Origin of the sequence: Methylocystis sp., from assembly GCF_050246715.1 — a bacterium.
Lineage (GTDB): Bacteria > Pseudomonadota > Alphaproteobacteria > Rhizobiales > Beijerinckiaceae > Methylocystis.
This window is the reverse complement of sequence record NZ_JBFWVN010000001.1, coordinates 245652-259234: the sequence shown is the minus strand read 5'-3', so window position 1 is coordinate 259234 and position 13583 is coordinate 245652. Positions and strand designations below refer to the sequence as shown.

Below are 13583 nucleotides of genomic sequence, written 5' to 3'. Positions count from 1 at the left end.
GCGACTTCGAACGCTACGCCACGACCGTCGCCGCCTTCGTCAAACTCGCTATGATCCGCATCATGCTTAAACGTCTGACCCGTGCAACGTCTTGTTCATGAATCCAAACTTTTCGGATCGGCTCTAAGGGCGCTCGGTGCTTCGGAGTATAGGGTTGAAGTCGTTTCTTCTATTGAAAAAGACAGGAATGTAAGGGCACCAATTATCACAAGAAGTGGCGTCGTTGGTTCTGTAGATGGTGGTGTATCGCATACCTCAAATAACCGTATAATTTGTGAATGGAAAGGTGACGGCTCTACGGTTCCATCTGTGCCTGAAGAGCAGTATTGGCTGTCAACCGAACCGGTTTGGAATGATATCGTAAAAGCTCGCGCGCAAAGCAGCACCAAGTCTATTGATATTTATTGAAAAAATAAGGATGACTATGGCGTCAGAGCAGACATTGTCTCTATTTTTAGCAGCTTTAAACCTGAGTCATCGCTCAAATATCATGAATTTAAAGAAAAAAAATGCAAAATAAGTTGCGTCTTTCCATAGAAATTTCGCAGCAAGACTTTCGCAACAACCGCCGAAGCCTTGAAAATCAGGGCCATCGCGCGCGCAAAAGTTGAGCGGCATTTCATCCAAGATTGCGCCCTTAGGTATGACCGAGTCGGTCACAAGCTGAAATTCAAGCCGACCCACCGCCCGATCAGCGCGATCTTTGAAGTCTTCAAATCGCCTGCCTTCTCGTCGGGAGAAATTCCCGATCGTTGCGGGATTATGACCCGCAAAAACCGTTATTTTTCAGAAGTGTAGACAGCATGTCACACCTTGGAAATATTAGCCCTGCAGCCAGGCTGACGAGGGACGGAACGTCTTTTCCGACAGTATAACTGCCCAGGTAACGCATGGGGCAGAAATGACCGGTTCCAAAAAACAAGTTTCTCTTATCGCGCTCGCCGCCTCGCTCGCCGCTGGGGCGGCCCATGCCCAGCAGGCGCTGCCTACGATTGAGGTCGGCGCCACGCCGCTGCGCTCTTCTTCCCGTCCCGCGCCGACCGCCGCGCCCGCGCCGCAGCGCGCCGTCGGCCCGGCGCGCGCAGCGACCGCCGCGCCGCCTGCGCCCGCGCCTTACGTCTCGCCGCTCGTGACCTATCAGGTCCCGTCCTCCGTTCACGTCGTCGACAGCAAGGAAATCGCCAACAGCCGCAAATTTGATCTCGGCGGGGCGTTGCAACGCACGGCGCCGGGCGTGCTGATCAATGACGTCGGCGGCAATCCTTCCTTCCCCCAGGTCGATTATCGCGGCTTCGTCGCTTCGCCTTACGCCGGCGTGCCGCAGGGTCTCGCCGTGTTTCAGAACGGCGTGCGCATCAATGAAATGTGGGGCGATACGGTCAATTGGGACCTGATCCCGAGCGTCGCCATCGACCGCGTCGCGATCGAGACCGGCAATCCGCTCTATGGTCTCAACGCGATCGGCGGCGCCATCGTTCTCGACATGAAGAACGGCTTCACCTGGCAGGGCGCGGAACTCGATATCCGCGGCGGCTCCTTCAACCGCCGCCAGGGCGCGTTTCAATATGGGCGCCGTATCGGGGATTTTGCGATGTACGCCGCCGGCGAGGCGCTGGGCGACAAAGGCTATCGCTATTTTTCCGGCTCGCAGATCAAGCGCTTCTATGGCGACATCGGCTATCGCGCGGAAAGCGTCGAAATTCACGCCAACGCCACGCTCGGCTCCAATCATTTCGGCGCCTCGGGGCCGGCGCCCGTGGAGCTGGTCGCGGGCGACAAGAGCGCGACCTATACGACGCCGCAGACCTATAAAAATCAGGTCATGATGTTCGACCTCAACGGGCAGGTCGACGTCAGCCCGACGACAAAGCTGCTCGGCGACATTCATTATCGCGGCTATAATCAAGCGCGCGTCGACGGCAATACGACCGATTTCGAATGCGAGGGCGGCCAAGCATTTTGCACCACGGGCGACGGTCAGCCGACAAGCGTCCCGAATTTTTTCAATACCGGCAACGAATTCATCCAGGGTCCGACGCTCGGCGCGATCGACCGCACCTGGACGAAGATCAATACGCTCGGTTTCACCGGGCAGCTCAACAACACCGACAGGATTCTCGGCTTCCCGAACAAATTCACTCTCGGCATCAATCTCGAACATGGTTACACCGGCTTCAAGGCGAATGAGGAGCTTGGAATCGTCAACACCGACTACACGGTCACCGGCATCAACTATTTCACCAATGAGCCCGCCGCCGGCATCGCGCCGGTCAATCTCAACGTGTCGAACTATTATCTCGGCGCCTATGCGCTCGATTCACTCGATCTGACCGACAAGCTCACCGCCACCGGCGGCCTGCGCTTCAACCGCGCCAGCGTTCAGATCTACGACAATATGGGCACGGCGTTGAACTCGACCCATATTTTCAATCACATCAATCCGATGGGCGGCCTGACCTACAAGATCACGCCGCAGATCGCCGCTTTCGCCAGCTATTCGGTGGCGAACCGCGCCCCGACGCCTCTCGAGCTCGGCTGCTCCGACCCGAACCGTCCTTGCATCATCGACGCCTTCCTGGTGGCCGATCCGCCTTTAAAGCAGGTGACGTCGAATACGATCGACATGGGCCTGCGCGGCGGTTTCAGACCCGCCGAAGCCCTGCCCGATCTGCTCGGCCGCTTCCCCGGAACCCTTCAGTGGTCGGCGGGCATCTTCCGAACCAATGTCTTCGACGACATTTTGAGCATTCCGAGCCAGATCGTCGGCCGCGGCTATTTCACCAACGCCGGCAACACCGTGCGTCAAGGCGCGGAACTGTCGATGCGCTATGCCGACGAGCGCCTGTCGGCCTATGTGAACTACACGCTGACCGACGCCTATTTCAATTCAGAGAACATCCTCGGCTCGCCGAACAACCCCGCGGTGGTTGCAGTCGGTTCGACAGGCGTCCTCGTCAAGCCAGGCGCGACGCTGCCGTCGATTGCGCGCCACCGCTTCAAGACCGGCGTCGATTATTCGGTGACGCCGAAATGGAAGGTTGGCGGCGACTTCGTCTACGCCAGCGGTCCCTATCTCGCCGGCGACTGGGCCAATCAGTTCGGCACGTTGTCGCCCTATGGCCTTCTGAACCTGCGCACGTCCTATGATTTGACGCCCTATCTGCAGCTCTATGCGCTGATCGAGAATGTGACCAATACGCGGTCGCGCAATTTCGGCACGTTTTTCGAAACCAACGCCGTCAACTTCGCGAATTTCTATAATCCGAAGATGGTGTCGGTCGGACCGCCGACGGCCTTCTACGGCGGCATGAAATGGAATTTCGGCGGAGAGCCGACCGGCTGGCTCGCTTTGGCGCCCGACGAGCCGCCGCGGCCAAGCGCCGATGCGCCCGCCCCGCGCAGATGGGCCGGTCTCTATGCCGGCCTCAACGTCGGCTATGGCTGGGGCGGGAAGACCGGCGCCCGGGTCGGGCCCAATGGCTTCGGCGACCGTTTCGCCGGGCTCTGGAACGCGAAAATCCTCGCGGAGGAACCGGCTGACGACGGCGCCGCCTGGTGGAACATGTTCCTGCCCGGCGCGGCCGCGGGAGCCAATACCGGATACGCCAATGTCGGCCGCAACGGCTTCATCGGCGGCGGCCAGATCGGCTGGAGCTATCAGGACGAGTCCAATGTCGTGCTCGGCCTCGAAGCCGATTTTCAGGGAACGCTCTTTCGCGGCAAGGGCTCCTATGCCGGCGCGCTCGTCGAAAGCGCGGGCTATATCGACAAGCCCGAGGACGACGACCTCGAGTCCCTTGTGCTGACCCGCCAAATCATCGGCGGCGGCGCGGTCTCCGCGGGAACCCGTTGGATGGGCACGTTGCGCGCCAGGCTCGGCTATGCCGTCACCGACACGCTTCTGGCTTATGGCACGGGCGGTCTCGCCTATGGCGACGCCTACGCGTCGGCGTTGCACTTCAACGCTTCGAGCATCCAGCGCCAAAACGAAGTGGGCGTGACGGCGTGGAACTACGCCAATCCGCCTGCGTTCGGCGGAGCCTCCTATTCAGGTTTCATGGCCGGCTGGGCCGCCGGCGGCGGCGTGGAATGGATGTTCGCCGATAATTGGAGCGCCAAGGCTGAAGGCCTCTATTACAATCTCGGCAGCGTCGATCTGATGTCGTCGCCGCTTGCGACCACTTGTTCAAGCCAGGCGACGAATACTTCGTCCGGCGCCTGCGCTAGAGGCGTGTCTGGATCGAACCGCATCGGGCCGGGCGGTCTCCTCTGGGCCAATATTCCGGTGACGAAGGTGGTGTTCGACGGCGTCGTCGTCCGCGCCGGCGTCAACTATCATTTCAATTGGGGAGCCGACCTTCTCGATCGGGCGCTCTGACTCCGACGCGCACAACGCCAGCGTCTCAATAAGGCGCTCGCCTCGAGGCCTTCATCCGCCCGATGGCGGCGCGATCTGATGCGCCGCGCGCCTATTCCTCTAGCGCGCCTTCCTCATTGACCGCATGCGCCAAGCCGGCCGTCGCCAATAGCCCGGCGACGCTGACGGCGACCATGACCGCGACGACGCCGACGAGCCCCCAGGCGTCCTGCAATTGCGGCACGACGAATGTGCCGAATGCGGCGCCGATCTTGGCGCAGGCCGCCGCAAATCCGCTCGCCGAAGCGCGGATCGCGGTCGGAAACAATGTCGGCGCGAGCGTGAAGGTCGTGGCGTTCGGTCCGGCGTTCATCGCAAAATTAAACAGCATGAAGCCGCCGATGACGAAAGCGAGGTGGGCCTTCGCGCCATTGTCGGTCATCGCGGCGAAAAGCAGCAGCAGCATGCCGAGCGCCATGCCGCTGAAGCCCGCGACCTGCATGGCGATCCGGCCAAAGCGCGGAACCGCCCAAAGACTCGCCGCAAAGCCGATGATGAGAAAGGCGTCGACTGCGGCGCTGCCTTCCACATCGGCGAAATCGGCGGCGATGGCGCCCGCTTTCGTGCCGCCAAGATGCATCGCGCCGAGGATGACCGGCGTGAAAAGGCCGACGCCATAGGTCGCGACGTCCATCAGCATCCAGGGTAGCGAAACGAGCATCGTGCGCGCGCGATTGGCCGCTGCGAACAGCGTCATATAGCCGACGTCCGTTGCATGTGGCGCTGCCTCCGGCGGCGGCGCGGGACGAGCGATCGCTTCGGCGCCAAGATTTGCAGGCTTCTCGCCGAATTCGATCGACAGGGTCTTGAGCAGCGCCGTCGCCTCGATGATGCGCCCCTGAGCCGCCAGCCAGCGCACGCTTTCCGGCGCCCATAGGCGCGCAACCAGAAACAGCAGCGCAATCACGCCGCCAGCGCCAAACAGCAGTCGCCAGTCTTCCGCCGACGGCCGCAGCTTCAAGATCGCAAGTCCGGCGAATGCCGCCGCCGCCATGCCAACCGATTGCAGCGAGATCGTCGCGACGGTCATGCGGTTGCGCGCCTTGCGCGGCATGAGCTCGGACACATAGGCGCCGCTCGTCGGAAAATCGATGCCGACGCCGACGCCGAGCAAAAACTGCGAGAGCAGGATGAATCGGGCGTTCGGCGCCAGCGCGCCGATACAACATGCCAGCGCGATGATCGCCATGTCGGCGATGAATGTGCGCTTGCGGCCGAATCTGTCGGCGCCCAAACCGCCGATCGCCGCGCCCAAAACCGCGCCGAGCACCAGAGCCGAGCCGATGAGGCCGACGAAAAGCGGGCTGATCGTGAAATCGCCTTTGAGCAGCGGCAGCGCGACGCCGAGCGCCGATACCGAAAATCCGTCGAGAAATGCGCCCCCGCTCGCGGCGAGCCAATAGGCGTAATGACGCCATGTCATCGGCGCTTCGTCGAGCGCCGAAAAGACCGAGGCGGCGCGCGCCGACGCGGCGGTCACCGCGTTTCGCTCCCCTTCTCTTCGTTCTTGGCCTGATGATAAAGCTTGCGAATCGCTTCGATGTCGACGGTCGGCTTCGGCATTTTAAGATCGAGATTGTCGAGCGTATCGGCGAGGATGCTCGACACCGCCAGATTGCGAAACCATTTGTGATTCGACGGGATCACATACCAGGGCGCATGTTCCGTCGAGCAGCGCGACAGGGCGGCTTCAAAAGCCTTGATGTAATCATCCCATTTCTCGCGCTCGGAATAATCGCTCTCGCTGATCTTCCACTGATGCGCGGGATCGTCGAGCCGCTCCTTGAAACGTTTGAGCTGCTCCTCCTTCGAGATGTAGAGAAAAAATTTCAGTATTGTCGTCTTGTTTTCGACAGTGAGCAGCTTCTCCCATTCATTGATGAAGTCGTAGCGCGGCTTCCAGACGTCCTTTGGCGCGAGTTTGTGCACGCGAACGACGAGCACGTCTTCATAATGCGAGCGATTGAAAATCGAGACATAGCCGCGCCGCGGCGCATGCGGATGAACGCGCCACAGGAAATCATGCTCCTGCTCTTCAGGAGTCGGCTGCTTGAACCCCGTCACTTGCACGCCCTGCGGGTCCATGGCGCTGATGACATGCCAGCAGGTGCCGTCCTTGCCGGCGCTGTCGATGCCCTGCAAGACGATCAGCAGCGAATGCGTGCGATCCGCATAGAGCTTGCGTTGCAATTCGGTGATGCGCGTCAAGTGGTTCTGCAGTTCCTGAGCCGCATCCGAATCTTTGACGAAATCGCCGTGGAACCCGGGATCGATCGAGCCGAGATCGACATCCGAGCCAGGTTCGACCCGGAATTTTTTTAGAAAATTCATTTGCGCCGCCTCCTCCGTTCTGTCGCTCTCCATCAACCGGCAAGAGAGACGCCGCTGGCCGTCAAGTCTCTTTCGCGCTGGTCCGCCAGACGCCAATAGATGGCCTTTACGATTTCCGCCGCAACAACCCAGAGCAGGCAGTAGAGCCACACGCCGACGATCGCCACGCCGGGAACGGCGTCGACGCCAACGCCATAGAGGCAGAGCAGCACCGCCGCGACCTGAGTCGCGGCGATCGCCCAGAATAATCTCGCGCTCGGATAGGGCGGCGCAAAAATCAACTTCTTGGTGCGCACGCTGAACAGCAGCAGATGACCGCCGACGGCGAGCTGCAGAAACAGCAGAGTCTGCAGCTGGCCGGGGTCGATCGGGATGATCGACTGCAGCGAATCGTCGAGCATCCAGCGCATGCCGATCAGCAGGAAACCGAAGGTCTCGGCCACCGCGAGCAGCCCCATCAGCGAAGCGAAAATGAAGATGCGATGCATATCCCATCTGACCGGCTGCGGCGCGACCGGAACATTATCATAGGCGATGGTCATGATCGGAATGTCGTCGAGGAGGGCGAGCGCGACGATCATGATCGCGGTCAGTGGCTGAAATTCTAAAAATACGATTGAGGCGACCACGACGATCATAATGTCGAGCGTCATCGCGATGCGATAGTGGATGTAGCTTTCGATGCGTTGGAAAATCTGGCGAGACACGCGGATCGCGTTGACGATCGTGGAAAGCCCCGGCGCCGTGAGGATCAGCGCCGCGGCGCTTCGCGCGGCGTCAGTCGCGCCGCTGACGGCGATGCCGCAATCGGCCTGTTTGAGCGCCGGCGCGTCGTTGACGCCGTCGCCGGTCATCGCGACGATATGGCCGACCGACTGTAGCGCCTTGACGATCTCATATTTGTGCTCGGGAAACACCCTGCCGAAACCGTCGGCCCGCTCCACCGTTTCGATGACGCTGCGCGGCAAAGCGTCGGCCTTCACGCCGCTTTTGAACACGTCGCTGGCGACGAGAAGATGCGAGCCCATGCCGAGCTGGGCGGCGATCTCATCGCCGATGGCGACGTCGTCGCCGGTCACCATCTTGACGTTGAGACCAAGCGCGCGCGCCTCGGCGATCGTCGCCTTGGCGTCGGCGCGCGGCGGATCCATGAGCGAGATCAGTCCGACGAGCGACCATCTGGCGCCGTCTTCCGACATGGCGACGCCCAGCGCGCGCTGGCCCTTGGCGGCGAGCGTCGTCACCTCGTTTTGATAGCGTTGCAGCGTTTGCGAATCGGGCCTGACGAGCGCGGAAATCGCCTGCGGCGCCCCTTTCGCGTAGTGGCGGACGCCGCCAGCGGCGTCGGCCATCGTTGAGATCGTGCGTTTGCTGACGGGATCGAACGGCGTAAAGGCTTTCTGCTTGAAACCGTCGAGCGAATCATGCGCCGGCAACGCCGCCATCACTGCGAGGTCGATGGCGTCGTCGCTGCTTCTTTGAGTCGCCAGCGCGGCGAAGAGCAGCACGTCGTCGCTCTTGAATGCGCCATAGGGAACGGCGTTTTGCACCGTGAGCCGGTTCATGGTCAGCGTGCCGGTCTTGTCGCTGCACAGCACATCGACTCCGGCAAGCTCCTCGATCGCGTTGAGGCGCGAAACGATGGCCTTCTGCAAGGAAAGCGCATAGGCGCCGATCGCCATCGTCACCGACATGACCGCCGGCAGCGCGACCGGGATTGAAGCGATCAGCAGCACCAGCACATATTGGGCGATGGAGCCGACGCGGTCCCAGCGCCAGATATCCGGCGCGATGACTTCGCGATAGAGCTGCGCGCCGACGAGAAGCAGCGCCAGCAAGAAGGCGAGCAGCAGCAGAAAATCGCCGACCTGCGTCACCGCGCGCTGCGAATGCGAAACCGCGCCGGCGGCGCCGACAAGCTTCGCGGTGCGGCCGAAGAAGGTGCGATCGCCCGTCGCCGTCACCACGCCGGTCATCGCGCCCTGTTTGGCGATCGCGCCGGAATAAGCGTCGTCGCCGATCTTCTTGGAGACCGGCAGCGATTCGCCGGTGAGCGCCGCCTGATCGCAGCTCAGATAGTCGCCTTCGATGAGGAAAAGATCCGCCGGGACGATCTGTCCCGCAGCGACGCTGACGATATCGCCCGGCGTCAGTTCGGCGGCGGGGATCGTCGTCCAGGCGCCGTCGCGCTGCACGCGCGCGCGGGGCGCTAGATTTTTTTTCAGCGCCGCAAGCGCATTCGCGGCCTTGTTGTCCTGCCAGAAGCCGACGACGGCGTTATAGACGAGAAGGCCGGTGACGACGCCGAAATCCGGCCAGTCCTTGCGCACGCCGGAAATCACCGCCGCGGCTTCGATGAGGAAGGGCAGCGGTCCCCAGAAATATTTCAGCAGACGGCGCCATTTGCTTTCGGTCCTGTCCTCGAGCGCGTTGCGGCCATATTCGACAAGGCGTCGCGCCGCTTCCTGAGACGTCAGGCCGTGTTCGCTCGTCTTCAGCGCCTCAAGTCGCTGCGCGATTTTCGTCTGCGTCGGGTCCAGGGAAAATGCTGGCGAAGATTGGCCTGCCGACGAATTCGCGCTGGCGTCCGGCATGGCTTCTCTCCCATATGTTCTGCTTCAAAATATCCGAATCGGATGTTAGGCCGCGATCCGGCGCTCGCCAATAGCGCCGCCGAAAGCGGCGCGCGCTTTGTCGAAGCTGATCTTGCGCAGCCTATTCGGCGGCGCCGCAAGGCGCGCCGTCATCCGACGCGCCGGCGATGTTATCCTTGACGATCTTGTCCGCGCGCGCCTTCGCATCCGCGAGATCCTTGTCGTAGACATTGGTCAGATATTCGTTCGCGGTGGTCTTCACGATTGAGTGGTTCGGCGACTCCAGCGGCCCGGATACGTCGATCGAGGCGACCGTGGACAGGCCGGGACGCAAGGGTTGCTTTTCCAGCTCGTCCGTCCGCAAAGCAATTCGCACCGGAATGCGCTGCACGATTCGAATGAAATTGCCGACGGCGTTATCGGGAGGAAGCGTCGCGAAGACGGCGCCGGAGCCGGGAACGAGTCCGACCACTTCTCCGTGATAGATCTGTTTCGATCCGTAGAGGTCGACGGTGATGATCGCCGGCTGTCCGGGACGAACCCGGGCCATTCTGTTTTCCCAGAGGTTCGCTTCCACCCAAAGATGGTCGAGCGGCACAATATCGAGAATCGCGTCGCCGGGACGCACCCGTTCGCCGACCTGGACGCGACGTTTGGCGACATAACCGCTTGCCGGCGCCCGGATGTTCTGGCGCGCGAACTCAATATAGGCTTCATTGTATCTGGCTTTGGCGGCCTCGATGTCGGGATGGTTCATTCGGGTCACGCCGCCGACCCGCGCCTCGACCGCCTGATATTCCGCCTGCGCCTCGCGCAGATCGGCTTCCTGCGCGGCGAGCTGATCCTCGGCGTTCTGCAGCACCTGCCGCGACGACGCGCCGCTCGCCGCGGCCTGCCGATATCGCGCAAGATCATGTCGCGTCTTGTCCCGGATCGCGGCGCGCGAAATGACCTTTTGGCAGACCTGGCGGCGCTGCGCGTATAGCGCGCCGACGGCGCGGACGGCCCGGCCGAGTTCGGCTTCGGCGTGCGCAAGAACCGCTCTCGCGCGCTGTCCATCGAGGCGAACAAGCGTCGCGTCTTTCTTCACGAATTGGGTTTCTTCCGCCAGAACCGCGGCGACCACTCCCGTGGCGTCCGCTTGCACCGGAATGATGTTGCCGGCGACATAGGCGTTGTCCGTCGTCACCCAGTCGCGCCCATAAAAAAACCATTGCAGCAGCGCGATGACCGCGCCGATCAGCGCCGCCGCAATGACGATCTTGAGCAGAAATTCTCTGCGGGAGCGGATGTTTTTGCGGGAAAGCGGCATCGACCGGGTTCGCGTTCTTCTCTTTAAAGTGATGCGCTCAGCCGCCGCCAAGCGACTGGATCGCCTCGACGGCCGGCGTTAAGGGGTCGGCCTCGGGCGCCGGCTTCGGCGCGTCCGGCGGCGGACCGCCGGCATAGCCGCCGCCGAGCGCCTGATAAAGATCGACGGCGGCGACCAGACGGTCGCCTTCGAGCGCCCGTTGCGCGAAGCCGGATTCGAGGAGATCGGCGTGCTGCGTGACGATTTCGCGGCGGTCCTTCAGCCCGTCGCGCAGGCGCGTTTGCGCGAGGTCGTATTGCGTACGCGCCACGCGCAGAAAGCGGCTCTGCGCCTCATATTCGGCGCAGGCGCGCTTGAGATTGACGCTGGCGTCGGCGACTTGCTGGGCGGCCTGCAGCAGCGTCTCATTGTAGGAATCGACGGCCTGATCGAAATCGGCGCGCTGCCCCTCCAGATTGCCGCTGAGCCTGCCGCCCTGGAAGACGGGCAGGCGCAGTCCGGGCGAGACGGCGTAGCCGATCGCCGAAGGCGTGAAGAGATAGCCAGCGAGCTTGCTGATTTTCGTCGATGTCACCGAGCCCTCGAAGCCGCCGGTGATCGCAAGGTCGACCGAAGGAAGAAACAGCGTCTTGGCGACGTGAATGCGCGCCGCCGCCGCCTCGGCGCGGCGCAAAGCGGCGGCGAGATCGGGGCGATGGACGAGCAGTTCGACGGGCAGGCTTCGCGGCAGCGGCGGCAAGGCCGGCGCCGGGGCGCGGCGGCCGGCGTAAAGGGTGCGCGCCGCGTCGGGCCCTTCGCCCATGAGTCGCGCGAGCGCGTCCTGCTGCAAGCTCAGGAGCGCCTGCGCCGCGGCTTCGCGCCTCACGGCGTTCTCGAATTCGCCGCGGGCGGCTTGCACCCCGTCCAAGGAGTCGAGACCCGTGCGATAGCGGGTCTCGGCGAGCGACACCAGATCGCGCCGCATCCGCGTCAAGGCTTTCGCCACTTCCAGCTGGCGCGCCGCGGCGTAGCCGCGTAGATAGGCGCGCGCGACCGAGGCGGTCAGCAGCAGCCGCGCCTGTTCGAGTTCGGCCTCCTGCGCCGCCGACTCGCCGATCGCCGCGTCAAGCAGCGCCCGGTTCTTCTGCCAGAAGTCGAACTCATAGGTCAGCGCCAGCGGATTGATGAAGGCCATGGTCTTCTCCAATCCGCCCTGCGCCGGATTATAGGAGGCCACGACGCCATGCAGAGGATTGCGCGACTGCCGCATGCCGAAGGTCGCCTGAACCTCCGGAAGAAGCCGCGCTCCGGCGACCTGCACAAGCGCGTCGGCGCTCCGCAGCGAGTCTTCCGCCTTCCTCAGGCTCTGATTGTCGCGCAACGCCTTGTCGATGACGCCGTCGAGCTCGGCGCTGCGGAAGGCGCGCCACCATTCTTCGCGCGGCCAGGCGGTTTCGTCGGCGACTTTGAGCCCGGACCTTGCAAGCGTGCGCTCCATGGCCGGCGCGCCGAGAAACTGCGCGCGCTCGCCTTGCGTGGTGGGCGCGCAGCCGGCGAGGAAGAGCGCCACCGGGATTCCGCAACAGACGCGTCTGCGCCGCGCGCTGAACCGAACCGCGCCGATAGGTCGTGCGGCGACTCGCCCGCGGCTCGGGCGCAGGCCGGAAGGCGTACGACGGTCTGCGGGCCCTTGGTGCAAGAGGACACTCCTACCCTGCGCCAACGGTCGGCAAACGCGGCGGCGAGATCGTAGGAGTCATCAGCCTTTCGGCGGTTATCGGGGAACTCCATCCCCATCCTCTTAAACTTTAGTTTACCAAAGCTCCGGCGGTCAATAAGTCCAGACCGCGCCCGCGCTATCCCCACAGATTTGCGGCGGGGGGGAGAAGAGTCGAACCCTCATAGAGCAGTCCGGGAATGCGATCGCGGGCGAGGAGCAGCGGCCCGTCGAGGTCGACGAAATTGGCCATCTGACCAACGAGCGCGGCCGGCGCCATGGCGAGAGAGGTCCCCACCATGCAGCCGGCCATGATCGAAAAGCCCACGTCCTGCGCCGCGCGGCAAAGCGCCAATGCTTCGGTAAGCCCGCCGGTCTTGTCGAGCTTGACGTTGATCGCGTCGTAGCGGCCTTTCAGCGGCGCAAGCGAGGCGCGGTCATGCACGCTTTCGTCGGCGCAGATCGGCACGACATGCGCAAGGCTCGCGAGCGCTTCGTCGCGGCCGGCCGGCAGCGGCTGCTCGACAAGCGCGACGTCGTAGTCGGCGCAGATCGCGAGCCGGCGGGGGAGAGATTCCTCATCCCATGATTCATTGGCGTCGACGATCAGGGTCGAATCGGGCGCTCCCGCGCGCACCGCCGCGAGCCGCGCTTCGTCGCCTTCTCCGGCAAGCTTGATCTTCAGCAGCGGCCGATCAGCCGCCTTCGCCGCCGCGGCGCGCATCTCCTCGGGCGCGCCGACCGAAATCGTATAGGCCGTCACGAGCGGCGAAAGCGCATCAAAGCCGGCCGTCGCATAGGCCGGCGCGCCGGAAAGCTTGGCCTCGAGGTCCCAGAGCGCGCAGTCGAGCGCATTGCGCGCCGCCCCGGCCGGCAGGAGCCGCTGCAAATCCGCCCGGTCGGCGCCGGCCTCAAGCGCGGCGCGCACGCTTTCAATTGTCGCGACGACGCTGTCGACGCTTTCGCCATATCGGGCGTAAGGCACGCATTCGCCCCGTCCGACGCCGCGGCTTTCAGTCAAAGTCGCGGTCACGACCACGGCCTCGGTCTTGGCCCCGCGCGAAATCACAAAGCGGCCGGCGATCGGATAAGTCTCTACGGCTACGGATAATTTTCGCGTCAATTCGCTCTCCGACGCTCGCGCCGCCTGAGCCGCGTTCGCCGCGCTGTGCGCAGACGCGCTTGCTGGCGTCAATTCACGGGGTTATCACGTTTTTCGTTCAGCCGCGCGTG

9 protein-coding genes and 1 riboswitch are annotated in these 13583 nt (G+C 63.1%); of the genes, 3 read left to right on the top strand and 6 right to left on the bottom strand.

Annotated elements, in window-relative coordinates:
- Window positions 1-81: 81 nt before the first annotated feature.
- From AB7I51_RS01330 to AB7I51_RS01320, 3 genes are all read left to right on the top strand, one after another.
- Window positions 82-408, top strand: coding sequence for a hypothetical protein (locus tag AB7I51_RS01330; RefSeq protein WP_428402456.1), 327 nt, complete (start codon window positions 82-84; stop codon window positions 406-408).
- A 168-nt stretch (window positions 409-576) separates the two neighbouring features.
- Window positions 577-798 (top strand): hypothetical protein, encoded by a 222-nt coding sequence (locus tag AB7I51_RS01325; protein ID WP_428406097.1) that lies wholly within the window; start codon window positions 577-579, stop codon window positions 796-798.
- A gap of 103 nt (window positions 799-901) precedes the next feature.
- Window positions 902-4378, top strand: coding sequence for a TonB-dependent receptor domain-containing protein (locus AB7I51_RS01320; protein WP_428406096.1), 3477 nt, complete (start codon window positions 902-904; stop codon window positions 4376-4378).
- 91 nt (window positions 4379-4469) lie between these two features.
- Here the strand turns inward: AB7I51_RS01320 and AB7I51_RS01315 are convergent, their stop codons facing one another.
- The 6 genes from AB7I51_RS01315 to dgcA all read right to left on the bottom strand — a co-directional run bounded on the left by AB7I51_RS01315 (window position 4470) and on the right by dgcA (window position 13473).
- Window positions 4470-5897 carry an MFS transporter gene (locus tag AB7I51_RS01315; protein ID WP_428402458.1) on the bottom strand — a complete coding sequence of 476 codons (1428 nt, stop codon included), beginning with the start codon at window positions 5895-5897 and terminating at the stop codon, window positions 4470-4472.
- Window positions 5894-6748, bottom strand: a complete 855-nt coding sequence (locus AB7I51_RS01310; protein WP_428402459.1) for a polyphosphate kinase 2 family protein — start codon at window positions 6746-6748, stop codon at window positions 5894-5896. The genes AB7I51_RS01315 and AB7I51_RS01310 overlap by 4 nt, the downstream gene beginning before the upstream one ends.
- Before the next feature lie 32 nt (window positions 6749-6780).
- Window positions 6781-9342, bottom strand: coding sequence for a plasma-membrane proton-efflux P-type ATPase (locus tag AB7I51_RS01305; RefSeq protein ID WP_428402460.1), 2562 nt, complete (start codon window positions 9340-9342; stop codon window positions 6781-6783).
- 121 nt (window positions 9343-9463) lie between these two features.
- The gene (locus tag AB7I51_RS01300) at window positions 9464-10654 is read right to left on the bottom strand and encodes an efflux RND transporter periplasmic adaptor subunit (RefSeq protein ID WP_428402461.1); all 1191 of its coding nucleotides are present in this window, start codon (window positions 10652-10654) and stop codon (window positions 9464-9466) included.
- A 37-nt stretch (window positions 10655-10691) separates the two neighbouring features.
- On the bottom strand, window positions 10692-12203 hold the full coding sequence (locus AB7I51_RS01295; protein WP_428402462.1) for an efflux transporter outer membrane subunit: 1512 nt from the start codon (window positions 12201-12203) through the stop codon (window positions 10692-10694).
- Between the two features lie 173 nt (window positions 12204-12376).
- Window positions 12377-12437, bottom strand: a riboswitch (Fluoride riboswitch).
- A 52-nt stretch (window positions 12438-12489) separates the two neighbouring features.
- A complete protein-coding gene (gene dgcA, locus AB7I51_RS01290; protein ID WP_428402463.1) occupies window positions 12490-13473 on the bottom strand; it encodes an N-acetyl-D-Glu racemase DgcA in 984 nt (327 codons plus the stop codon).
- Window positions 13474-13583: the final 110 nt, after the last annotated feature.

What these genes read in the sequence shown, in the direction of transcription:
- AB7I51_RS01320 (WP_428406096.1), top strand. Translation starts at nt 902, where the DNA reads ATGACCGGTTCCAAAAAACAAGTTTCTCTTATCGCGCTCGCCGCCTCG.
- AB7I51_RS01310 (WP_428402459.1), bottom strand. Translation starts at nt 6,748, where the DNA reads ATGAATTTTCTAAAAAAATTCCGGGTCGAACCTGGCTCGGATGTCGAT.
- AB7I51_RS01305 (WP_428402460.1), bottom strand. Translation starts at nt 9,342, where the DNA reads ATGCCGGACGCCAGCGCGAATTCGTCGGCAGGCCAATCTTCGCCAGCA.
- AB7I51_RS01300 (WP_428402461.1), bottom strand. Translation starts at nt 10,654, where the DNA reads ATGCCGCTTTCCCGCAAAAACATCCGCTCCCGCAGAGAATTTCTGCTC.